This window comes from Paracoccus sp. (in: a-proteobacteria) (assembly GCF_047973135.1).
Classification (GTDB): Bacteria; Pseudomonadota; Alphaproteobacteria; order Rhodobacterales; family Rhodobacteraceae; genus Paracoccus.
In genome coordinates this window covers 1-23,138 of the sequence record NZ_JBKEBL010000263.1, presented here as the reverse complement: position 1 = coordinate 23,138, position 23,138 = coordinate 1, and the positions used below count along the sequence as shown (strand labels likewise).

General features: G+C 62.1%; 26 protein-coding genes and 1 pseudogene. All 27 read right to left on the bottom strand.

Translation table 11 applies throughout. The features are described from left to right. Positions 1-1,004: DNA-directed RNA polymerase subunit alpha (locus tag ACK5L9_RS19725; protein WP_416913161.1), on the bottom strand; the 1,004-nt coding region annotated here is incomplete at its 3' end. Between the two features lie 115 nt (positions 1,005-1,119). Continuing rightward, complete coding sequence (rpsK, locus tag ACK5L9_RS19720) at positions 1,120-1,509, bottom strand: 30S ribosomal protein S11 (RefSeq protein WP_416913164.1); 390 nt, start codon at positions 1,507-1,509, stop codon at positions 1,120-1,122. A 15-nt stretch (positions 1,510-1,524) separates the two neighbouring features. Continuing rightward, positions 1,525-1,890: pseudogene (gene rpsM / locus ACK5L9_RS19715) on the bottom strand (30S ribosomal protein S13); the annotation flags it as partial. A 208-nt stretch (positions 1,891-2,098) separates the two neighbouring features. Next, positions 2,099-2,677 carry an adenylate kinase gene (locus ACK5L9_RS19710; protein WP_416913163.1) on the bottom strand — a complete coding sequence of 193 codons (579 nt, stop codon included), beginning with the start codon at positions 2,675-2,677 and terminating at the stop codon, positions 2,099-2,101. A gap of 43 nt (positions 2,678-2,720) precedes the next feature. Then, positions 2,721-4,091 carry a preprotein translocase subunit SecY gene (gene secY / locus ACK5L9_RS19705; RefSeq protein ID WP_416913160.1) on the bottom strand — a complete coding sequence of 457 codons (1,371 nt, stop codon included), beginning with the start codon at positions 4,089-4,091 and terminating at the stop codon, positions 2,721-2,723. Between the two features lie 108 nt (positions 4,092-4,199). Beyond that, positions 4,200-4,664 (bottom strand): 50S ribosomal protein L15, encoded by a 465-nt coding sequence (gene rplO / locus ACK5L9_RS19700; protein WP_416913159.1) that lies wholly within the window; start codon positions 4,662-4,664, stop codon positions 4,200-4,202. A 168-nt stretch (positions 4,665-4,832) separates the two neighbouring features. Further along, a complete protein-coding gene (gene trmB / locus ACK5L9_RS19695) occupies positions 4,833-5,546 on the bottom strand; it encodes a tRNA (guanine(46)-N(7))-methyltransferase TrmB (RefSeq protein WP_416913158.1) in 714 nt (237 codons plus the stop codon). A 136-nt stretch (positions 5,547-5,682) separates the two neighbouring features. Continuing rightward, positions 5,683-7,359 (bottom strand): ribonuclease J, encoded by a 1,677-nt coding sequence (locus ACK5L9_RS19690; RefSeq protein WP_416913157.1) that lies wholly within the window; start codon positions 7,357-7,359, stop codon positions 5,683-5,685. After that, positions 7,352-8,131 (bottom strand): type III pantothenate kinase, encoded by a 780-nt coding sequence (locus ACK5L9_RS19685; protein WP_416913156.1) that lies wholly within the window; start codon positions 8,129-8,131, stop codon positions 7,352-7,354. Before ACK5L9_RS19685 ends, ACK5L9_RS19690 begins: the two co-directional genes overlap by 8 nt. Before the next feature lie 3 nt (positions 8,132-8,134). Further along, on the bottom strand, positions 8,135-8,908 hold the full coding sequence (locus ACK5L9_RS19680; RefSeq protein ID WP_416913155.1) for a biotin--[acetyl-CoA-carboxylase] ligase: 774 nt from the start codon (positions 8,906-8,908) through the stop codon (positions 8,135-8,137). Then, a complete protein-coding gene (nuoN, locus tag ACK5L9_RS19675; RefSeq protein WP_416913154.1) occupies positions 8,901-10,382 on the bottom strand; it encodes an NADH-quinone oxidoreductase subunit NuoN in 1,482 nt (493 codons plus the stop codon). Before nuoN ends, ACK5L9_RS19680 begins: the two co-directional genes overlap by 8 nt. A 10-nt stretch (positions 10,383-10,392) precedes the next feature. Further along, positions 10,393-11,970, bottom strand: coding sequence for an NADH-quinone oxidoreductase subunit M (locus ACK5L9_RS19670; RefSeq protein ID WP_416913153.1), 1,578 nt, complete (start codon positions 11,968-11,970; stop codon positions 10,393-10,395). Between the two features lies 1 nt (position 11,971). Further along, a complete protein-coding gene (gene nuoL, locus ACK5L9_RS19665) occupies positions 11,972-14,053 on the bottom strand; it encodes an NADH-quinone oxidoreductase subunit L (RefSeq protein ID WP_416913152.1) in 2,082 nt (693 codons plus the stop codon). Between the two features lie 6 nt (positions 14,054-14,059). Further along, complete coding sequence (nuoK, locus tag ACK5L9_RS19660) at positions 14,060-14,365, bottom strand: NADH-quinone oxidoreductase subunit NuoK (protein ID WP_416913151.1); 306 nt, start codon at positions 14,363-14,365, stop codon at positions 14,060-14,062. A 73-nt stretch (positions 14,366-14,438) separates the two neighbouring features. Then, a complete protein-coding gene (locus tag ACK5L9_RS19655) occupies positions 14,439-14,954 on the bottom strand; it encodes a hypothetical protein (RefSeq protein ID WP_416913150.1) in 516 nt (171 codons plus the stop codon). Then, the gene (locus ACK5L9_RS19650) at positions 14,951-15,553 is read right to left on the bottom strand and encodes an NADH-quinone oxidoreductase subunit J (RefSeq protein ID WP_416913149.1); all 603 of its coding nucleotides are present in this window, start codon (positions 15,551-15,553) and stop codon (positions 14,951-14,953) included. Before ACK5L9_RS19650 ends, ACK5L9_RS19655 begins: the two co-directional genes overlap by 4 nt. After that, positions 15,550-15,963 (bottom strand): carboxymuconolactone decarboxylase family protein, encoded by a 414-nt coding sequence (locus tag ACK5L9_RS19645; protein ID WP_416913148.1) that lies wholly within the window; start codon positions 15,961-15,963, stop codon positions 15,550-15,552. The genes ACK5L9_RS19650 and ACK5L9_RS19645 overlap by 4 nt, the downstream gene beginning before the upstream one ends. Then, complete coding sequence (gene nuoI, locus ACK5L9_RS19640) at positions 15,960-16,451, bottom strand: NADH-quinone oxidoreductase subunit NuoI (RefSeq protein ID WP_416913147.1); 492 nt, start codon at positions 16,449-16,451, stop codon at positions 15,960-15,962. Before nuoI ends, ACK5L9_RS19645 begins: the two co-directional genes overlap by 4 nt. A gap of 4 nt (positions 16,452-16,455) precedes the next feature. After that, positions 16,456-17,487, bottom strand: a complete 1,032-nt coding sequence (nuoH, locus tag ACK5L9_RS19635; protein ID WP_416913146.1) for an NADH-quinone oxidoreductase subunit NuoH — start codon at positions 17,485-17,487, stop codon at positions 16,456-16,458. 18 nt (positions 17,488-17,505) lie between these two features. Beyond that, positions 17,506-18,270 carry a hypothetical protein gene (locus tag ACK5L9_RS19630; protein WP_416913145.1) on the bottom strand — a complete coding sequence of 255 codons (765 nt, stop codon included), beginning with the start codon at positions 18,268-18,270 and terminating at the stop codon, positions 17,506-17,508. A gap of 4 nt (positions 18,271-18,274) precedes the next feature. Next, the gene (gene nuoG / locus ACK5L9_RS19625; RefSeq protein WP_416913162.1) at positions 18,275-20,296 is read right to left on the bottom strand and encodes an NADH-quinone oxidoreductase subunit NuoG; all 2,022 of its coding nucleotides are present in this window, start codon (positions 20,294-20,296) and stop codon (positions 18,275-18,277) included. A gap of 10 nt (positions 20,297-20,306) precedes the next feature. Continuing rightward, positions 20,307-20,732 (bottom strand): DUF5333 domain-containing protein, encoded by a 426-nt coding sequence (locus ACK5L9_RS19620; protein WP_416913144.1) that lies wholly within the window; start codon positions 20,730-20,732, stop codon positions 20,307-20,309. Between the two features lie 110 nt (positions 20,733-20,842). Then, entirely contained in the window at positions 20,843-21,193 is a 351-nt protein-coding gene (locus ACK5L9_RS19615) for a hypothetical protein (RefSeq protein WP_416913143.1), read from the bottom strand. A 2-nt stretch (positions 21,194-21,195) separates the two neighbouring features. Next, entirely contained in the window at positions 21,196-21,699 is a 504-nt protein-coding gene (locus tag ACK5L9_RS19610; RefSeq protein WP_416913142.1) for a hypothetical protein, read from the bottom strand. 17 nt (positions 21,700-21,716) lie between these two features. Then, a complete protein-coding gene (locus tag ACK5L9_RS19605) occupies positions 21,717-22,217 on the bottom strand; it encodes a DUF3291 domain-containing protein (RefSeq protein ID WP_416913141.1) in 501 nt (166 codons plus the stop codon). Then, positions 22,217-22,672: a hypothetical protein gene (locus tag ACK5L9_RS19600; protein WP_416913140.1), complete on the bottom strand. Its 456-nt coding sequence runs from the start codon at positions 22,670-22,672 to the stop codon at positions 22,217-22,219. The genes ACK5L9_RS19605 and ACK5L9_RS19600 overlap by 1 nt, the downstream gene beginning before the upstream one ends. A 24-nt stretch (positions 22,673-22,696) precedes the next feature. Further along, positions 22,697-23,138: NADH-ubiquinone oxidoreductase-F iron-sulfur binding region domain-containing protein (locus ACK5L9_RS19595; protein ID WP_416913139.1), on the bottom strand; the 442-nt coding region annotated here is incomplete at its 5' end.

Below are 23,138 nucleotides of genomic sequence, written 5' to 3'. Positions count from 1 at the left end.
TCGAAGCGCTTGGCCAGATCCTCGATGTTTTCCGGCGGCCAGTCCACGACATCCATGCCCAGATGCAGGCCCATGCCCGAAAGCACTTCCTTGATCTCGTTCAGCGACTTGCGGCCGAAGTTCGGGGTGCTCAGCATCTCGGCTTCGGTTTTCTGGATCAGGTCGCCGATATAGACGATATTGTCGTTCTTGAGGCAGTTGGCCGAACGGACCGAAAGCTCCAGCTCGTCCACCTTCTTCAGCAGGCGCGGATCAAATTCCAGACCGTCGTCGCTGTCCTGGCGGCTGGCCGATTCGGGTTCCTCGAAATTCACGAAGACCGACAACTGATCCTGCACGATGCGCGCGGCATAGGCGACCGCGTCCTCGGGGGTCAGCGAACCGTCCGTCTCGATCTTCATGGTCAGCTTGTCATAGTCCAGCACCTGCCCCTCGCGGGTGGGCGTGACCTCATAGCTGACGCGCTTGACCGGCGAAAAGATCGCGTCGATGGGGATCAGGCCGATGGGCGCGTCCTCGGGGCGGTTCTTGTCGGCGGCGACATAGCCCTTGCCGGTCGCGACCGTCAGTTCCATGTTCAGATCGGCACCCTCGTCCAGATGGCAGATCACATGTTCGCGATTCAGCACGGTGATCCCGGCGGTTTCCTGAATGGCGCTGGCCTTGACCTCGCCCGGCCCCTTGGCGGACAAGGTCAGGCGCTTGGGCCCCTCGACATCCATCTTCAGGGTGACGCCCTTCAGGTTCAGCACGATGTCGGTCACATCCTCGCGGACGCCGGCAACGCTGCTGAACTCGTGCAGGACGTTGTCGATCTGAACCGAGGTGATGGCTCCGCCCTGCAGCGACGACATCAGCACGCGGCGCAGCGCGTTGCCCAAAGTCAGGCCGAAACCCCGCTCAAGCGGTTCGGCGACCAGCGTCGCGGTGCGGGTGGCGTCGGCACCTGGCCGCACGACCAGTTGCGTCGGCTTGATCAGTTCTGCCCAGTTCTTATGGATCATTGTTTGCCTCCATTCTTGTTTCCCGCCCATGACCGAGGCCGAAAACGCCCGAGGTGAAATGCGAAATGTCCGGGCCGCGCGGATCACGCGCGGCCCGGTCTGTCATGATCCGGTGTCAGACGCGCCGACGCTTGGGCGGACGGCAGCCGTTATGCGCGATCGGGGTGACGTCACGGATCGCCGTGATGTTGAACCCGACTGCGGCCAGCGCACGCAGCGCCGATTCGCGGCCCGAGCCGGGGCCCTGAACTTCGACCTCAAGCGTTTTCACGCCATGTTCCTGCGCCTTGCGACCGGCATCCTCGGCGGCCATCTGCGCGGCATAGGGCGTGGATTTCCGGCTGCCCTTGAAGCCCATGGTTCCGGCCGAGGACCACGCAATCGCATTGCCCTGCACGTCCGAGATCAGGATCTTGGTGTTGTTGAAGCTGGAATTCACATGCGCCACAACTGCGGCGATATTCTTGCGCTCTTTGCGCTTCCTGCGTGTTTTATCACGTGCCATGTCCGTTCCCCCTGACTTCTTCTTGCCGGCGATCGGTTTCGCCGGGCCCTTGCGGGTGCGGGCATTGGTGTGGGTGCGCTGACCACGGACTGGCAGGCCGCGGCGGTGACGCAGGCCGCGATACGAACCAAGATCCATCATGCGCTTGATGTTCATCTGCACTTCGCGGCGCAGATCGCCCTCGACGGTCAGGTTCGCGTCGATAAATTCACGGATCGACAGAACCTCGGCATCCGACAGATCATTGACGCGGCGCGCGCGGTCGATGCCGACGGCTTCGCAGATCTGTTCGGCATACATCGGGCCGATGCCATGGATATAGGTCAGGGCGATGGGGACGCGTTTCCCCGTCGGAATGTTGACGCCAGCAATACGAGCCACGCGTTTTCCTTTTCGGTTGCGGTTCCGTAGCACCGGAACCTTTTTTCACAACATAAGGCCCGAAAGCCAAGCCTTCGGGCCGGTCTGTGGTCCACCCGTTCAGCCGGGTGATTCTCTTGCGAGATGCCGTGATGTATAAGCTGTCACCCGCTTCGTCAAGGGATGGGCCGAAAATAGGACTTGACAAGAAAACTCTTGCCAACGCGCCTTATTTTCCGTCCAGCGCGGTGGCGATCTGGCCTGCGACCTCGTCCATCCCGGCCATGCCATCGACCGGACGCAGATCGCCTCTGGCATAGTAATAGCCCAACAGCGGCGCCGTCTTCTTGTAATATTCGCGCAGGCGGTCGGCAAAGACCTCGGGCGTGTCGTCCTGCCGCACCGGTTCCCCGGCCGCTGCCGCTTCCTCGGCCCGCCTGACGATGCGCGCCACCAGCGCCTCGTCGTCCACCTGCAATTCGATCGCCGCGTCCAGCTTCATCCCGAATTCGTCCAGCAGCGACCCCAGCGCGTCGGCCTGGGCCAGTGTACGCGGAAAGCCGTCAAAGATGAACCCGTTGCCGCCCTGCTCCAGCTTTTCGCGGATCAGGCCGATGACGATCTCGTCCGTGACCAGTTCGCCGCGATCCATCACCTCGGCGACCTTCCTGCCCATCCCGGTGCCCGACGTGCGGGCCGCGCGCAGCATGTCACCGGTGGAAAGCTGCACCAGCCCCCTTTCGTCCTCAAGCTTGCGGGCCTGCGTTCCCTTGCCAGCGCCCGGAGGCCCCAGAAGAATGATATTGATCGTCACTGCGGCTGCCCCCCTCGGCTGGCTTCCTTGCTGTTCATCAGCGACGCGACGGCGCGCGGCGCGGCTTGGTGGTTCCGGATTTCCGTTTACCACGAAGCTGGGATTTTTCTATCAGACCTTCGTACTGGTGGGCCAGCAGATGACTTTGGACCTGATTGATCGTGTCCATCGTCACCGACACCACGATCAGCACCGATGTCCCGCCAAAATAGAACGGAACCGACCATTGATGGCGCAGAACCTCGGGCAGCAGGCAGACAGCGGCAAGATAGGCCGAACCGATCACCAGAACCCGGTTGACCACATAGTCCAGATATTCCTCGGTCCGCTTGCCCGGCCGGATACCCGGAATGAACCCGCCCTGATTTTTCAGGTTCTCGGCCACGTCATCCGATTTGAAGCTGACATTCTGCGTGTAGAAATAGGCAAAGAACACGATCATGCCGGCAAAGAACAGCAGGTACAGCGGCTGGCCGGGGCCGAAATAGGCCAGCAGCGTTGACATGATCGGTCCGGTCTGGTTGCCCGAGAAGGTCGAGATGGTGATCGGCAGCAGCAGCAGCGAACTGGCAAAAATCGCCGGGATCACACCTGCCGGGTTCACCTTGATCGGCAGGTGGCTGGACTGACCGTCATAGATCTTCATGCCTACCTGACGCCGCGGATACTGGATGCGGATCTTGCGCAAGGCCCGCTCCATGAAAACCACAAAGGCCAGCACCGCCAGCACCATCACAACGACCCCCAGCACCACCGGGGTCGAGATCGCGCCAATGCGCCCCTGTTCGAAGAACTGCGCCAGCGCGCCGGGAATTTCCGCGACAATGCCGACAAAGATGATCAGGCTGATGCCATTGCCGATGCCGCGGGCAGTGATCTGTTCGCCCAGCCACATCAGGAACATCGTCCCGCCGACCAGCGTAATCACGACCGACGCCTGGAAGAACACGCCCGGCGTATGCGCCAGCCCCCCGGCCTCAAGGCTGCGGGCCAGACCGTAAGCCTGGAACAGCGCCAGCAGCACCGTGCCATAGCGCGTATACTGGTTGATCTTCTTGCGGCCCTGTTCGCCCTCTTTCTTCATCTGCTCAAGCGAGGGCACCATGGATGCCAGCAACTGCACGATGATCGAGGCGCTGATATAGGGCATGATCCCCAGCGCAAAGACCCCCATGCGCCCCAGCGCGCCGCCGGTGAACATCGACAGGATGCCACCGATGCCGGCCTGCGCCTGCTCCATAAAGTTGCGCAGCGCGGCACCGTCAATGCCCGGCACCGGAATATAGGTACCAAGGCGATAGATGATCAGCAGCCCGATCGTGAACCAGATTCGCTGGCGAAGTTCGGTGGCCTTGCCCAGTGCCCCCCAAGAGAGGTTCGCGGCCATCTGTTCTGCGGCTGACGCCATATGTTTCCGTCCCGTGTCATGACAGCGCCGCCGACCCGTTTCCGGGGACCGGCGGCGCCAGGAAAACCTGTCTGCTATCTATGGGGCGCACGCGCCCCGTTCAACAGCTTATTCGGTCGCCGGCAGCGTCACCTTGCCACCCGCCTTCTCAACCGCCTCGACCGCCGATTTCGAGGCGCCGGTAACAGCGATGTTCAGGCTTGCCTTCAGCTCGCCCTTGGCCAGCAGGCGCACACCATCCAGCTTGCGGCGGACCACACCTGCGGCGACCAGCGCATCCTCGGTCACTTCGGCCGATGCATCCAGCTTGCCCGCTTCGATAAAGCGCTGCAACTGGCCCAGATTGATCACCGCGAATTTCAGGGCGTTCGGCTTGGTAAAGCCGCGCTTGGGCAGGCGGCGATACAGCGGCATCTGGCCGCCCTCATAGCCGTTCAGAGCAACACCGGAACGCGACTTCTGGCCCTTGATACCACGGCCAGCGGTCTTGCCTTTGCCCGAACCCGGACCACGCGCCACGCGCTTTTTCGAACGGTTCGCGCCTTCGTTGTCGCGAATTTCATGCAGTTTCATATCGCTTCTCCTTGCCGGACGCGCCCCCGAAGCGAAGCAGGACGGCCACGGCGTTTCTTGCTGTTGTCGAATCGGTCAAAGCCGACCGGTTGCTGTTAACTTCCCGTGGCCGACAAAACAAGGCCATGGCGCAAGTTCCGCCCCGGCCTCGACGACGAGGCCACCGGATCAACGCCGCCGGAAGGTCGCATAATGCGGCACGCGCCCCTCTCGCAGGGCTTTCTGCTCGTACCGGGTGCTGATCCAGTCATCCCAGGGCTGCGGCCCCTCGTCGATCAGGTCGAACCCCGCCAGCGGAACCTGCTCCAGCGTCTGGCGGACGTAATCGGGGATGTCGGTCGCAACGCGGAACTGCCCGCCGGGGCGCATCACGCGGGCCAGAGGCAGCAGATGCTCGGGCGTCACGAAACGGCGGCGGTGATGGCGGGCCTTGGGCCAGGGGTCGGGATACATCAGAAAGGCACGCTCGATGCTGGCATCGGGCAGCACATCCATCAGATCACGCGCATCGCCGGGATGAACGCTGACATTGCCCAGCCCGGCTGACCGGATCTTGCCCAGCAGCATCGCCACGCCATTGATAAAAGGCTCGCAACCGATGATGCCAATCGCCGGATAGGTCGCGGCCATATGCACCATATGCTCGCCTCCGCCAAAGCCCACCTCCAGCCAGACGGGGCGATCATCACCAAAGATCGCGGCGGGATCGACGGGCAGGCGACCGGGGTTATCCTGCACCGAAATCCCGCGCGGACGCAGTTCGCCCAGATCCTCGGACAGGTACCCCTTCTGGCTTTGCCGCAGGGTCTTGCCATGACGACGGCCATAGAAATTCCGGCGCGGCGGATTGGGGTCGAAATCGGTCTTGGGCGTATCACTCATGGCGCGGGGATCTGCACCGCGCGCAGCGCGGGGTCAAGCCCCGCATTGGCCACCCGCAGCCCCTCGCAGGGGGTCCGGGGGGCGCGCAGCTCCCCCGGCCATCGCGGGACGCAAATCAACCGTGCCGCAAATACCCTCAATCCGCCATCAAACGCGAGATGATCACCGTCACCTCGGGTTTCTTGCCGATCTCTTCCATGGCGACCTGACGCGTCACCTTGCGCAGCGCCTCGTCCATCTTGGCGTCGTCGCGAACCGTGCGGCCATCGGCGCCTTCCAGAAATTCGGCCAGCTCGCCCTCGATATGCGCGGCCAGATCGTCGCCGCCGCGGGTCCGGGCGGGCAGGCCCATCAGTTCGACCCAGGCGTCGGGCAGGACATTGTCGTCCTCGTCCACGATCACGCTGACCAGCGCATGCCCGTTCAGCGCCATGCGGATCCGGTCTCGGACGATGCCATCCATCGCCCCGATCAGCACCGTCCCATCCAGATACAACCGCCCGGTCTCGACCTGATCGACAATCGCAGGGGCGTCACCGGTCAGATCCAGCACCGTCCCGTTGGTCGCGATCTCGGAGGTCAGCCCGTTGCCCCGTGCCAGACCGACATGTTCGCGCAGATGCATATGCTCGCCATGCATCGGGATGACGATCTGCGGTTTCAGCAATTCGTGCAGCGCGACGATGTCGGGGCGGTTGGCGTGCCCCGAGACATGGAACAGCCCGTCATCGGCATCATAGACATCGACGCCAAGCTCGCTCAGCGCGTTCATGATCCGGATGACCGAGCGTTCGTTGCCCGGAATCGTCTTTGAACTGAACAGGAAGCTGTCGCCCTCTTTCAGCGACAGACCCAGATAGCGGCCGCGTGACAATTGCGCGCTGGCGGCGCGACGTTCGCCCTGACTGCCCGTGACCAGCAGCATCACCTTGCTGCGCGGCAGGTTCGCGGCCTCATCGGGGCTGATCGTGTCGGGGAAATCTGCCAGCACGCCGGTTTCCAGCCCGACGCTGACCATGCGCCGCATCGCCCGGCCCAGCAGGCAGACCTTGCGATCCGCCGCGATGGCAGCATCGGCCAGGGTTTTCAGCCGCGCGATATTCGAGGCAAAGGTGGTCGCCACCACCAGATTTTTCTGCGCCATTACCCATTCCAGGATCGGATTGGCCAACAGCGCCTCGGACCGGCCGGGATGCGGCGAAAAGATATTCGTCGAATCGCAGGTCAGCACCTTGATGCCCCTGCCCTCATTGGCGATGTCATGCCACATGATCGGATCGAACGGGTCGCCGACAACCGGCGTGCCGTCCAGCTTGAAATCGCCCGTATGCACGATCCGCCCCGCCGGCGTGTCGATCATCAGGGCCGAGCTTTCGGGGATCGAGTGGCTGACCGGCACGAATTGCACGTTGAACGGGCCAAGCTGCATGACCTCGGGACGGGTGCCGGTGATCCTGACGATATCGGCGGGATGGCCCATTTCCTCAAGCTTCAGGCGGCACAGCGCGCCGGTGAATTGCCGCGCATAGACCGGCACGCCCAGTCGCGCCCACAGATGGCCAAGCGCGCCCAGATGATCCTCATGCCCGTGGGTGATGATGATCCCCTCCAGCCGGTCGCGGTTTTCCTGCAACCAGGTCAGATCGGGCATGATCAGGTCAATGCCGGGGGCGGAATCCATGTCGCCGAAAGTCACGCCCAGATCGACAAGGATCAACCGTTCCTTGCCGGGCGCGCCATAGCCATAGACATAGGCGTTCATGCCGATTTCGCCCGCGCCACCCAGTGGCAGATATATCAGGCGCTCAGCCATTGCCCATCTCCTTGTTATAATCGTGTATCAATCGCAACCCGTGTACGGTCAGATCGTCGTCAATCGCGTCGAACAGATCAAACCCCTGATCGAAAAGCGGCGCAAGCCCACCCGTTGCGACAACCTTCATCGGCGCGTCCCGTTCATTCTGCATCCGCCGGATGATACCCTCGATCAACGAAATATAGCCCCAGTAGATGCCCGACTGGATACAGGCGACGGTATTCGTGCCAATCACCTTTTCGGGCATGGTCACGTCGACATGGGGCAGCGCGGCGGCGGCCATGTGCAGCGCCTCAAGCGACAGGTTCACGCCCGGCGCGATCACACCCCCGGCATAGGCGCCGTCCTGATCCACCACATCCATATTCGTGGCGGTACCAAAATCAACCACCACCGTATTGCCGCCATGCCGGTCAAAGGCACCCACCGCATTGGCCAGCCGGTCGGGCCCGACCTTGGTGCCCGGATCAACGCGCGGTTCCACCGGCAGCAGGCATTCGGGCTTGCCGACGACCAGCGGGCGCAGGTCGAAATAGCGGCTGCACAGCACACGCAGATTGAACACCACGCGCGGAGCGGTGGCGCTGATGATGCAGGCGTCGATATTCACCCGCAGCCTGCGCAGCCGGAACAGCCCGGTCAGCCAGACGAAATACTCATCCGCCGTGCGGCGATGGTCGGTCGAGATACGCCAATGCCCCAGAAACCCGGCACCATCCCAGATAGAGAAGACAGTGTTGGTGTTTCCGGTGTCGATGCACAGAAGCATGGGTCAGGCCCCACTGAAATAAACGTCGGCGGCGGCGATCACCTGACGGCCCTGCGGCGTGGTCAGGATCAGCGCGCCGGTCTCGTCGATACCGTCGAAACGACCGCTTGTCTGGCTGTTGCCGGTACGCGCAATGATCTGTTCACCCAGCCGGGCCGCGCGCGAAAGCCAGCCCTGCCGGATCGGGCCAAAGCCAAAGCTGCGCATCTGCAACCACCAGCCATCGAATGCCACAGCCAGCGCGTCCAGAAACTCGTCCGGTGTCACCGTCAGCCCGGTCTCGCCCCGCAGGCTGACCGGGCGCATGGCTCCGGGTTCTATCGCCGCCGGATCAGGGGCTGCGGCCAGATTGACGCCGATGCCGATGGCCAGCACCGCGATCCGCGCCCCGGCCCCCGCGCTTTCCAGCAGAATCCCCGACAGCTTGCCGCCATTCAGCATCACATCATTGGGCCATTTCAGCGCGATATTCACCTGCGGGCCACAGAGGCGCAGCAACGCCTCGTGAACGGCCAGCGCGGCCACAAAGGACAGTTGCGCGGCCTCGACCGGGCCGCCCTCGGGGCGCAACACAAGGGTCGCGGCGAAATTGCCGGGCGGATCGGACCAAGCCCGCCCTCGCCTGCCCCGCCCGGCGGTCTGCTGCCGCGCCATGATCCAGGCCGGCCCGCCAAGTTGGGGGCCCAGCCGCAAAGCCTCGGCATTGGTGCTGTCTACGCGGTCCAGAACATGTCGGGCGACACCTGCTGGCCAATCCGCCGGGGGGCAATCACTCACCTGCGGGCTCGGTGGCAGCCGTCGCGGCGACCTCGGTTCCCACCAGCGATTGCGCAGCCGTCGCAGCAGCCCTGTCCACGCCCAGCATGGTCGTCGCCCCGATCAGCAGCGCAGCGGCCGGGACCACCAGCGCAAGATACTGGATCGCGCTCATCCGGCTTTCGATCCCTTCGGATTCACCGCCGAAATACATGTAATAGACGATGCGCAGGTAATAGAACGCCCCGATGACCGAGGCGATCACACCGGCAATCGCCAACCACGCCATATGCGCGTTCACCGCCGCCGCCAATACGCCCAGCTTGGCGAAAAAGCCCAGCAGAGGCGGCACCCCTGCAAGGCTGAACATCAGCAGCAATACGGCAAAACCCTTCAGCGGCTCGCGTGCGGCGAACTGGTTCAGGCTGTTCAGGTCGGTGATCGGACGGCCATCGCGTTCCAGCGACAGGATGAAGGCGAAAGTGCCGACATTCATCACCGCATAAATGGCCATATACATCAGCATCGCCTGCACACCGCCCGCCGTTCCGGCAGCAAGGCCGACCAGCGCAAAGCCCATATGCGAGATCGAGGAATAGGCCATCAGCCGCTTGATATTCCGCTGCCCGATGCCTGCAATCGCACCAAGGAACATCGACATCACCGCCAGCGCTGCCACAATCTGCCCCCAATCGCCCGGAACCGATCCGAAGGCACCGAACATCAGCCGTGCGATCAGCGCCATCGCCGCGACCTTGGGCGCGGTGGCGAAAAATGCGGTGACGGGCGTGGGCGAACCCTCATAGACATCCGGCGTCCACATATGGAAGGGCACCGCGGACACCTTGAAGGCCAGCCCGACCAGCAGGAACACCATGCCGAACAGCAGACCCAGCGGCAAATGGCCTTCCCGCACCGTGGTCAGGATGCCGGCGAAATTGGTGGTTCCGGCAAAGCCATAGACCAGCGAGGCGCCGAACAGCAGGATCCCCGAACTCAGCGCACCCAGAACGAAATATTTCAGCCCGGCCTCGGACGAACGCGCACTGTCGCGGCGCATCGCGGCGACCACATAAAGCGACAGCGATTGCAGCTCCAGCCCCATATAGAGGGTCAGCAGGTCGCCCGCCGACACCATCATGGTCATGCCGGTCGCGGCCAACGCGATCAGGATCGGAAATTCGAACCGCATCAAACCCTGACGGGCCATGTACTCGGCGCTCATCGCCAGAACTGCGGCGGCAGAAATCAGGATCGTGACCTTGGCAAAACGCGCAAAGGCGTCGTCGATGAACATGCCATGCAGCACGGTCTGATCGGCCCGTCCGGCAAAGCCCACATACAGCCCCACCGCCAGCAACACCGCCACAGTGGCCCACAGGATCGGCCGGGCCATGGCATCCTTGCCCAGATAGGCCCCGGCCAGCAGCGCCGCCATCGCATAGATGGCCAGCAGAACCTCGGGCAGGATTGTCGAGAAATCGAGCGCGGTCATCTGGCGTCCCTCAATGGCTTGCTTCGGCGGCGGCAGCGGCGCCGATGGGCGCAAGCCCGTCGGCAGCCGGTTGCGGCAGCGCATCGTGATAGTGAACCAGCAGCGCCTCGACCGCGGGTCCGGTGATGTCCGTGACCAGTCGCGGATAGACGCCCAACAGCAGCGTCATCGCCACCAGCGGCGCGAAAATCCACTTTTCTCGCGCGGTCATGTCGCTGATGGTCCGCAGGCTTTCCTTGATCAGCGCGCCCAGCGTCACACGGCGATACAGCCATAACGCATAGGCCGCCGACAGAATCACCCCGGTCGCCGCGACAAAGGCCACCCAGGTATTCGCCTTGAACGTCCCCATCAGCGTCAGAAACTCACCGATAAAGCCCGACGTCCCCGGCAGGCCGACATTGGCCAGCGTAAAGAACATGAACACCAGCGCATAGGCCGGCATGCGGTTGACCAGCCCGCCATAGGCATCGATTTCGCGCGTATGCATTCGGTCATAGATGACGCCAACGCAAAGAAACAGCGCGCCCGAGATGAAGCCGTGCGACAGCATCTGAAAGATCGCGCCGTCCAGCCCCTGCGTATTGGCCGCAAAGGTGCCCATGGTCACATAGCCCATATGCGCGACCGAGGAATAGGCGATCAGCTTTTTCATGTCGGTCTGCGCCAGTGCCACCAGCGAGGTATAGACGATGGCAATGGCCGACAGCCAGAAGATGAACGGCTGCATGATGTCGGATGCGACGGGGAACATCGGCAGGCTGAAGCGCAGGAACCCGTAACCGCCCATCTTCAACAGCACGGCGGCCAGCACGACCGAACCGGCGGTCGGTGCCTGAACGTGTGCATCCGGCAGCCAGGTATGCACCGGCCACATCGGCATCTTGACCGCAAAGCTGGCCAGAAAGGCCAGGAACAGCAGCGTCTGCATGCCGCCCGTGATCGTCAGGCCCAGAACATGCATCGTCTCGGACGGAAAGCTGGTCTGCGCGGGATCCAGCATCGCCACCATGTCCGACGTGCCCGCCGTCCAGTACATCGCGATCATCGCGACCAGCATCAGGACCGAGCCAAGGAAGGTGTACAGAAAGAACTTGAACGCCGCATAGATGCGGTTCTGCCCGCCCCAGATGCCGATGATCAGGAACATCGGGATCAGCCCGGCCTCGAAGAACAGATAGAACAGGAACAGATCCAGCGCCGTAAAGACGCCGATCATCAGCCCCTCCAGCACCAGAAAGGCGATCATGAATTCCTTGACGCGGGTTTTCACCTCCCATGTGGACAGGATGGTCAGCGGCATCAGGAAGGTGGTCAGCAGCACGAACAGGACCGAGATCCCGTCCACGCCCATCTTGTAGCGCAGGCCCAGGATCCACGGGTGATCCTCGACGAACTGAAAGCCCGTATCCGCCGGGTTGAACCCCGCCAGCACGAAAAGAGAGATCAGAAAGGTCGCCGATGTCGCGATCAGCGCCAGCCATTTGGCATTTTTCTGCGACGCCTCGTCATCGCCGCGCAGGAACAGCGCCAGAATCGCGGCGGCGACTATCGGCAGGAAGGTGATGATCGAAAGAAGGTTCGTCATGTCAGTGCGTGCCCCGCATCATCACCCAGATCAACAAGCCCACGATGCCCAGAACCATCGCAAAGGCATAGTGGAACAGAAAGCCCGACTGGACCCGTCCGGCAAACCGCGTCAGGCGCGGAATGATTCCCAGTGCCACGCCGTTGATGGCGCCGTCGATAACCGCTCCGTCGCCGCCGGTCCACAGCTTGCGGCCGATCCATTTCGCCGGAGCCACGAAGATAAAGGCGTAGATTTCGTCAAAGTACCATTTGTTCAGCAGGAACCGGTACAGCGCCGGTTGCTGTTCGGCCAGTTTGCGCGGCGTGTCGGGGCGCAGGATATAGAATATCACGGCCATCAGCAGCCCGCCCAGCATGGCGATAAAGGGCGAGACCTTGACCCAGGCGGGGGCGTGATGCGCCTCGTCCATGGTGTGGTTATTCGGCGACATGTAGATCGCGCCCCCCATCGCCTCGGGCGTCATCGCGGGATCGACGGCGACGCCTTCGGCGGCGTGTTCGTCCCCGGCGGCGGGCGCGGCCTCGCCATGAGTTTCCGCCGTCGCCTGCTCCTCGGCGTGGTGAATGCCGAAGAAGGCGTTCACACGCTCGTGGCTGCCAAAGAACGGGCCGTACCAGACCATCCCGGCCAGAATCGCGCCAACGGCCAGAATCCCCAGCGGAACCGTCATCACGCGCGGGCTTTCATGGGCATGCTCATGCGCATGATGATCGCCGCGCGGCTTGCCCCAGAAGGTCAGGAACATCAGACGCCAGCTATAGAAGCTGGTAAAGGCCGCCGCAATGACCAGCATCCAGAAGGCATAGCTGCTGCCCGCCCATGCGCTTTCGATGATTGCATCCTTGGACAAGAAGCCCGCAAAACCGATCGAGGTCAGCGGGATGCCCACCCCGGTGATGGCCAGCGTGCCGATCAGCATCGCACCGAATGTCAGCGGAATCTTGTCCTTCAGCCCGCCATAATTCCGCATGTCCTGTTCGTGGTGCATCGCGGTGATGACCGAGCCGGCACCAAGGAACAGCATCGCCTTGAAAAAGGCATGGGTCAGCAGGTGGAACATCGCCGCCGAATAGACGCCGACACCCGCAGCCGCGAACATATAGCCAAGCTGCGAACAGGTCGAATAGGCGATCACGCGCTTGATGTCGTTCTGCACCAGACCGATGGTCGCGGCGAAAAAGGCGGTCGTGGCCCCGATCACCGTGATGAACATCTTGGCATCCGGCGCGAATTCGTACAGCGGCGACATGCGGCAGACCAGAAACACCCCCGCCGTCACCATGGTCGCGGCGTGGATCAGCGCGGAAACCGGGGTCGGACCCTCCATCGCGTCGGGCAGCCAGGTATGCAGGAACAGTTGCGCCGATTTGCCCATCGCGCCGATGAACAGCAGCACCGCCAGCACCTCGGCCGCGTTCCAGTCGCGCCACAGGAAATGCATCTGCATCTGCGCCAGCTCGGGTACCTTGGCGAAAATCGCATCGAACTGCGCCGCTCCGGTCAGCCAGAACAGACCGAAAATGCCCAGAAGAAAGCCGAAATCGCCCACCCGGTTGACGATAAAGGCCTTCATCGCCGCCGCGCCCGCCGACTGTTTCTTATAGTAGAAACCTATCAGCAGATAGGACGCGACGCCCACGCCTTCCCAGCCGAAGAACATCTGCAACAGGTTGTCCGCCGTCACCAGCATCAGCATCGCGAAGGTGAAGAAGGACAGATAGGCGAAGAAGCGCGCCTTGTAATGTTCGTGATGTTCGAAATTCTCGTCATGGGCCATGTAGCCCATGGAATACAGGTGAACCAGCGCCGACACAGTAGTGACAACGATCAGCATGATCGCGGTCAGCCGGTCCACCCGGATCGCCCATTGCGACACGAAATCGCCCGACACGATCCAGTCCATCACCGGCACAGTATAGGATTCGCCGCCGATGGTGAAAAAGATGATCCAGCTAAAGAGGCAGGCCAGAAACAGCACGCCCGTGGTCAGATACTGGGCCGCCGTCTCGCCGATCACGCGCCAGCCAAAGCCGGCGATGATCGAGGCCAGCAGCGGGGCAAAGAGAATGAACTGCGACATATTCCCTTACCCCTTCATCATATTGACGTCTTCGACCGCGATAGAGCCGCGGTTGCGGAAGAACACGACCAGAATCGCCAGACCGATGGCCGCCTCGGCGGCGGCGACGGTCAGGATGAACATGGTAAAGACCTGCCCGGCCAGATCACCCAGATGGGTCGAGAAGGCGACAAAGTTGATATTCACCGCCAGCAGCATCAGCTCGATCGACATCAGGATGACGATGACGTTCTTTCGGTTCACGAAGATGCCAAAGATGCCGGTGACGAACAGGATCGCCCCCACCACCAGATAATGTGTCAAGCCTATCATCGTCTCATTTCCCTCCGGGCTATTGCCGGTTTCGTCTTGCTCCAAGCGCACCGCGCAGGATCACGTTATTTCGTCACATGACGAACTGCTCTGAAAGGTCGTAAGCCGACTTTTCACCCCGCGCATCGGGATAGAAAGCCGCACAGCCACATGACTGTTTCTCGCCACTTTGGGACATTCCGGTCTTGACGTCCGCGCGCGCGGCCAGTTCGGCGATCTCTTCCAGAGATATCGTCTTGCTCGTCAGCAATTGCTGCCGGATATCTTCGACCTGCTCTCTGCGCTCGGGCTCCGAGACGGTCTGCCAGCTCCCGCTGGCATCGGGTATGTCTTCGCTTTGCGAGCTGTAGAGGCGCAAACTTGCCTCGGTCGGGCAGTAAGTCACGTTATAGCCGGTGGCGCTGGTGGAACCTGGAAAATTAAAGCCCCAGTGTTGACCGACAAAGCCATTTTTCAGATTCTCCGGCTCTCCCTTGCCGGCATGTATTCCAGCGGTTTCGCAATCCGCCGCAGAAATGCGGGTGCTGGCGCAACTTGTCAGCGCCAGACCCGAACACACCAGAAGCAGGGCCGGATAAATCTTCATCATAGCCCCTGCCCCGGCTTCACGTCGCGCAGTTCCATCGCCTTTGCCGGATCGCGGTACATCTGGGTCAGCACGTCCTGACGCTTGATATCCTTGCGGTGGCGCATGGTCAGGGTGATCGCGCCGATCATCGCCACCAGCAGGATCAGCCCGGCAAGCTGGAAGGCCAGCAGATAGCGGTCATACAGGACCGCGCCCAGCGCATTGGTGTTCTGCATCTCGGCCACGATGGGAACGCTGCGCATCGCCTCGGCCTGATCGGATGTCTGCCAGCCGCCCAGAGCGATGCCAAGCTGCGCCAGCAGGACCAGCGCGATCAGCCCGCCAAGCGGCAGATAGCGCGCGAATTCGCCTTTCAGCGCGGCGAAATCCACGTCAAGCATCATCACGACGAACAGGAACAGCACCGCAACCGCGCCGACATAAACGATGATCAGCAGCATCGCGACAAATTCCGCGCCTTGCAGCACGAACAGACCGCCTGCCGACAGGAAGGCCAGGATCAGCCACAGCACCGAATGCACCGGATTGCGCGACATCACGACCATCACGCCGGCAAGGCAGGCGGAAATCGCGAAAAGATAGAATGCAAAGATGATCATTCGGTCTCTTTCCCCTCGGTTTCGGTGAAAACGCCCTGCGCGATCTCAAGCGCCTTCTGCATCGCCGGAAGGCCGCCGAACATCCCCATCTGATAGATCACCTCGGCGATTTCGCGCGGGGTGGCCCCGGCCTCGATGGCGTGGCGGATGGTCAGGCGCAACTGCGGCTCGGCATGGGCGCCCTGCACGGTCAGGGCCGCGATCGTGACCAGAAGGCGGGTCCGCGCGTCCAGCCCGTCGCGGTTGAAGGTCTTGCCAAAGAACATTTCCAGCATGTCCGACGGCATGGTCGGGATCAGTTTCTCGAACGCCTTCGTGTCAAAGGTCTCTAGCGCGGGGTTGAAGGTCCGCGCCATTTCCTGCCCCGACTGGAGCATCTGCTGGAACATCTTTTGAAGTGCATCGTTCATCGGTATGGCGCATCTATTGCGATGTTGCGGGCGATCTCGGCCTCCCAGCGGGCACCGTTATCCAGAAGCTTGGCCTTGTCGTAGAACAGTTCCTCGCGCGTTTCCGCCGCGAATTCGAAATTCGGACCCTCGACCACGGCATCCACGGGGCAAGCCTCCTGACAGAAACCGCAATAGATGCATTTCGTCATGTCGATGTCATAGCGCGTCGTCCGCCTGCTGCCATCCTCGCGCGGTTCGGCGTCGATGGTGATGGCCTGTGCGGGGCAGATCGCCTCGCACAGCTTGCAGGCGATGCAGCGTTCTTCGCCATTGGGGTAACGGCGCAGCGCGTGTTCCCCCCGGAAACGCGGCGACAGATAGCCCTTTTCATGCGGATAGTTCAGCGTCGCCTTGGGGGCAAAGAAATACCGGATCCCAAGCCCGAACCCTTTGATAAAGTCCACCATCAGGAAATATTTGGTGGCGCGTGCGATATCGAACGCCATTGTCTTACACCCCCGCCCAACGGGCCCAGAACGTCCCGAACACTTCGAATTTCGCAAGGAACGCCACGATCACGACCCAACCCAGCGACAGCGGCAGGAACACTTTCCAGCCGATGCGCATCAACTGGTCATAGCGGTACCGCGGCACCAGCGCCTTGACCATCGAGAACATCCAGAACCAGAACACCATCTTCAGGAACATCCACATCGCGCCATCGGGAATGCCCGGAATGGGCGACAGCCAGCCGCCGAAGAACAGCACGCTGATCAGCGCGCACATCAGCCACATGGCGATATACTCGCCCGCCATGAACAGCAGATAGGGGGTCGAGGAATATTCGACCATGAAGCCCGCGACCAGTTCAGATTCGGCCTCGGCCAGATCGAAGGGCGGGCGGTTGGTTTCGGCCAGCGCGCTGACAAAGAACAGCACCACCATCGGCAGATGCGGCAGCCAATACCAGGACAGAAGGCCGGCGCCGCGCTGCGCCTCGACAATCGCCGACAGGTTCATCGACCCGGTCGAGATGATCACCCCGATGATGATCAGGCCCAGGCTGACCTCGTAGGAAATCATCTGCGCGGCCGAACGCAGCGAACCGAGGAACGGATATTTCGAGTTCGAGGCCCAGCCACCCATGATCACGCCGTAAACCTCAAGCGAGGACATGGCCATGATGAACAGGATGCCGACATTGATATTGGCCATCACCCAGCCATCGGCAAAGGGAATCGCCACAAAGCCGATCAGGGCCAGCGTCATCGACAGGAAGGGCGCAAGGAAGAACACGAACTTGTCCGCGCCCGCCGGAATGACGATTTCCTTGCAGACATATTTCAGCGCGTCGGCAAAGGTCTGCAACAGCCCCCAGGGGCCCACCACGTTCGGACCGCGCCGCATCTGCACGGCAGCCCAGATCTTGCGGTCGCCATAGACCAGATAGACCAGCGACAGCATCACAAAGGCGATCAGCGCCAGACCCTGCGCCAGCAGGATGATCGCGATGCCAGGTGTCGATCCCCAAAATTCAGACATGTCGCCCGTCCCTCTTGCTTACGCCGCGGGAATGCCGCGTTCCTTGCATGCTTGCAAGGTCTCATTCGTTTCCATCACCCGCAGACCAAGCGGTTTCGTTTTCGAGACCGTGAAGGCCGCGCTGATTGCCAGCTTGCCGTCACGCTTGTCCTGAAGGGTCCGGATATGGCGCCCGTACTGCACGCCCGAAGCCTTGGCCCATCCGGCCAGCGCGCAGGTCGCATAGGAAAAGGCGACATCGGCATCCACCTCGTTGCGCATATTCGCCGTCACCTCGACCAGATCAATATCCTTGCCCTCGCCCAGGGGAACCACCCGAGCGGCGACAAAGACCTCGGGGTCGATTTCGGTTCCCTCGCGCCAGACCGGCAGGGCGGGCTGGGTGCGGGCAGCGAATTCCTCAAGCGCCTTTTCCTGCGCGGTCTTGCGGCGCGGTTTGACCTCGGCCGCCACGCCCGGCAGTTGCAGGTTCAGATTGGCGTTCAGCGCCATCAGATCCGCCTCGCTGACAGCAAAGGCGTCGCGGCCCTCGGGGCTGTCCAGCTCCATTGTCGTGACCTGCCCGTCGGGTTCCAGAATCAGGATTTCGCCCGATTTTGTGGAAATCCGCGCCCGGCCAAGCTGCCCCCCCCGCGTCGTCGCGACGGTCAGTTCACCGGGTTTCGGCGCGGGCCGGGAAATGGCCGGGGTTTCCTGCACCGGCTCTTCGGTGCAGCCGACCAGAAGCGCCAGCCCCATCAGGGCGGCACCGGCTATCAAAGACTGACGAAGGGCTGGCTGCATCCTGTTACTCCGCCGCTATGGCCGTCGCGTTTCGCGCGGCCGCCATGCGCGACAGTTCCCCCATCAACGGAGAGCTGCGCGCAATCGGGTTGGTCAGATAGAAATCCGTCACCGGATAGACAAAGCTGGCCTTGCCCATAGCCGCAACCTCAAGCGGTTGCCATGCGTTTTCTGGCACCTGATCAACGGATTTCAGATGTGGCACGGCCTGAACCAGCGCGCGGCGCAGGGCGGCCAGGTTATCCCAGGGCAAGGTCTGACCCAGTTCCGCCGACAGGGCACGCAGGATCGCCCAGTTTTCCTTGGCCTCGCCCGGCGCGAAATTGGCGCGCATGGCAAGCTGCGGGCGGCCCTCGGTATTGACGAACAGGCCGTTTTCCTCGGTATAGCAGGCGGCGGGCAGGATAATGTCAGCGCGATGCGCGCCCCGGTCGCCATGGCTGCCCTGATAGATCACAAACGAACCCGGCGCGATGTCAACCTCGTCCGCGCCAAGGTTATAGATCACCCCGGCCCCGTCGATGGCCGCCGTCAGCCCGCCCTCGGTCACGGCACCCACATCCATCGCACCCACGCGGGATGCAGCGATGTGCAGGATCAGCAGTTTGGAATTGGTGTTTTCGGCCAGCCGCATCGCATGGGCCAGAACCGCCTCTCCGTCCGCCTCGCGGATCGCGCCCTGCCCGACGATCACCAGCGTCGGCTTGTCCCTGGTTTCCTGCGAAATCTCGCGCGAGGACAGGCTTTCCAGCGCCGCGCGGTCATTGCCGACATGGGCGTATTCATAGGTCAGATCGACCGGCTCGCCCACCAGCCCGATCTGCGCGCCGCGCGCCCATGCCTTGCGGAGACGTGCGTTCAGCACCGGCGCTTCGTCGCGCGGGTTGGTGCCGATCAACTGGATCATCTGCGCGTGGTCGATATCCTCGATCCGCGCCGTCCCCGCATAGCCCGAGCGGTTCCCGACGGGCAGGCGCGCGCCATCGGTACGGCACTCGACGGTTCCACCCAATGCCTCGATCAGGGTCTTAAGGCTGAACGCCGCCTCGACCGGAGCCAGATCGCCGATCAGACCGGCGACCTTCTGGCCCTTCATCGCCGCAGCCGCAGCCGTCAGCGCCTCGGGCCAGCTTGCCGGGCGCAGCTTGCCGTTTTCGCGGATAAAGGGCTTGTCCAGCCGCTGCCGACGCAGCCCGTCCCAGACAAAGCGCGACTTGTCGCTGATCCATTCCTCGTTCACGCCGTCATGGTTGCGCGGCATGATCCGCATCACCTCGCGCCCCTTGGTATCGACGCGGATATTGCTGCCAAGCGCGTCCATCGCATCGATGGTTTCCGTCTTGGTCAACTCCCACGGGCGGGCGGTAAAGGCATAGGGCTTGCTGACCAGCGCGCCAACCGGGCACAGGTCGATGATATTGCCCTGCATGTTCGAACTCAGCGTCTGGTTCAGATAGCTGGTAATCTCGGAATCCTCGCCCCGTCCGGTCTGGCCCATCTGGGTGATGCCTGCGACCTCGGTGGTAAAGCGCACGCAGCGGGTACAGGAAATGCAGCGCGTCATATGCGTTTCGACCAGCGGGCCAAGGTTCAGTTCCTCGGCGGCGCGCTTGGGTTCGCGATAGCGGCTGAAATCGACGCCATAGGCCATCGCCTGATCCTGCAAATCGCATTCGCCGCCCTGATCGCAGATCGGGCAGTCCAGCGGATGGTTGATCAGCAGGAATTCCATCACGCCCTCGCGGGCCTTCTTGACCATGGGCGAGTTGGTCTTGATTTCCGAGGGCTGACCCTCGGGGCCAGGCCGCAGATCCTTGACCTGCATCGCGCAAGAGGCGGCGGGCTTGGGCGGGCCGCCCACCACCTCGACCAGACACATGCGGCAATTGCCGGCAATCGACAGCCGCTCGTGATAGCAGAATCGCGGGATCTCGATTCCGGCCTGCTCGCAGGCCTGAATCAAGGTCAGGTTGGGATCGACTTCGATTTCCCTGCCGTCGATGATGATTTTCCGCAGATCCGCCATCATTTCACCTTTATTTTGCAGCCAGCAGCGATCCGCTGACCGTGTTCTTTGCAATTTCATCACGCCCGACGCGACAGAAGCTTTCGGCATCGCCGGCCTTCGCGCCCTGCTGTGTCAGATAAGTCTCGGCAATGCCATAGATGCGATCCTTGACGGTCCGGCTGTCCAGATATTCGTCGATCGCGGCATCGCTGTGGCCCTGGCCGCGCGCGTATTTCTGCAAGGCACGCGCCTGCGACCAGGCGGCGACGACCCGGAAATCGATCGACGGGCATTCACGCCGGATCCGGTCGGCCACGCGGGCGGCGACCAGACGGTCATTCAGATATTTATCCTCGGCCATCGATGTCTGCGCGGCGGCCGGAAGGGCGGTGCCAAGCGTGGCGGCAAGGGTCGCGGCGATCAGGCCGGTGCTGAAAGGGGTGCGGGTTTTCATGGGCGTCTGCTCCGTTTGGTTATGGGCACAGCCCATAACACGGGCGCGCCCGGCCCGCCCGACACCAAGGGGTGATCGCATCGTGAGTTGTTTCGCTGCCACAGCCCCGATCATGCGCCACATGCCCCGAATTTCCACGCCGCCACCCCACCGAATTGCGAGAAATAGCCCTCGCCGCCAGCGCCGACGCCCCCCTTGTCGCTGCAATAGCCGGCATAGGCCGCCCGCGCGCTGGCCTCGTCCTGCTGGGTCGTCGTCTTTTTGTCGGCCCGCGTGACCCGCAACATGGTCATTGGACCACCCGCAAGTCCGTGCACGGTCTCGCCGGGTGCGACCCGCATTTCCGTGTCACCCGCCGCAACGACGGTGCCGCCTTCGCCGGTATTGCTGCCGGTTGTCGGCTCACATGCTGCCAAACTCAACATGACCATGCCCGCAATCGTGACCGCACCGGTTCGCATCCCTACGAGTCCTGTTCAGAGTTATAGGGCAAGCACCAGTTGGGAAACGTCCATTCATTGCTGTCGCCCGGCGCATTGATCGGTCTGAATTGGGGCGTCTGCCGATCAGCCACTGTGACTGTGGTCCAGCCCATCCGCTGGCAGAAATCAAGAACCACCGATGTCGCCTCCTCACGGTCATCCAGCGTGAATGGTCGACCCACCCGACTTGCCGCGACATCATTGCGGACTTCCAGAAGCAGCGAATCGACAGAGACGATATTGTCGGCAGGATCAGGGTCTGGAAGACGCGAAGCAGACGGAAGCGGTGTTTCACGCATCTGCAAAAGATATGCCTGTCCGTCACGCGTCAACCGCTGCGGCTGAAGATGCGGTGCCGGTCGGTTGATCTGGGCGACATCTTCCGCAGGAAGCACGACGATCGGATTACCTTGCTCGTCTGTCGTCAGCGTCTCGGTTTGCGGCGCCTGCGCCTCGCACCCTGCAAGCGCGATCACAAGCACCATAAGGAACTTTCCTCGCATCAAGCAGCCCCTCTCTCTCTGCAACCGCGATCGCGCCACAGCCGCGCCTGTTCCAGCCATTTCCAGCCAAAGGCGTGATCGCTGTCGCCATGTTCGCGCAGGTGATCCAGTCGGGCCAGCGCCTCGTCCAGCGTGGGTTTATGGCCCGCAGGCACCCACCACATGACGAAATGCATCTCGCCCAGCAGTTCGAACCATTCCTGACGGCGTTCGTAGAATTGCCGGTGGGCGGTCTGCCAGACGAATTTTTCCAGCGATTCCACGTCCTCCCAGACCGTCAGGTTCGAGACATACAGTGGATCGCCGCCGATCTTGGCCTCGGTATTGCCGGTCCCCGGTTCGCCCGAGCCCTCCATCATCCAGACGAAACCCGGCATGCGCTTGCCCATGCCGTTGATCCGGTCCAGCGCATTCATGAAATCGGCCACGCGCGGATCGTCGGTCGGTGCGATCAGCCGCCCGACATTCAGTTCCGCAAGATGATGGCCGGCAGGTTGCATCACAACCCCTTGTTGAGCCAGAACGCGGCCAGCGGGCCCTGTTCTGCAATTTCACGCTTTGCAACAGGGCAAAGGTCGCTGCTTTGATCCAGCGAGAGCCCGTATTTCGCCTCTAATGCGCGTCGATTTCCGTCTACCGCAGCGGCAAGCTTTTCGCGCCCCTGAAAGACCGCAACCCGATTGATAACAGGGCGAAGCAAAGGGCCGATTTTCGGATTCGGCGCAACCTGAGGGCATTTTTCCGCAATTGTATTGGCCAGTTTCAGTTGAGCGACTGTATCGACATCGCTCATCAAGACCAGCTTCCTGTAGGGCACGCTTTGTTTCAACTGCGGATCGCCCACTGTCACTGCTGACATCAGATCATGACTTTGGCTCTGGTCGCAGCCAGCAAGGCCGCTGATCAGACCCACCAGAACTACCAAACGGACCGAAGGTAAATTCACTTCAAGCAAACTCCAAGATTCTACTATGTATTGTTACTCAGCCGCCATCGCGCCCATGCGCCCGGTCTTTTTCGCCTTCAGACGGTCCTCGATCTCGCCCCGGAAGTTGCGGATCAACCCCTGAATCGGCCATGCCGCCGCATCGCCAAGGGCGCAGATGGTGTGGCCCTCGACCTGCTTGGTCACGTCCAGCAGCATGTCGATTTCCTCGACCTCGGCCTCGCCCGTTACCAGACGTTCCATCACGCGCATCATCCAGCCGGTGCCTTCGCGGCAGGGCGTGCACTGGCCGCAGCTTTCATGCTTGAAGAATTTCGACAGCCGCCAGATCGCCTTGATGATGTCGGTCTGCTGATCCATCACGATCATGCAGGCGGTGCCGAAGCTGGATTTCAGCTCGCGCATGCCGTCATAATCCATGATCGCGTTTTCGCACATCTCGGCGGTCAGAACCGGGCAGGATGCGCCGCCGGGG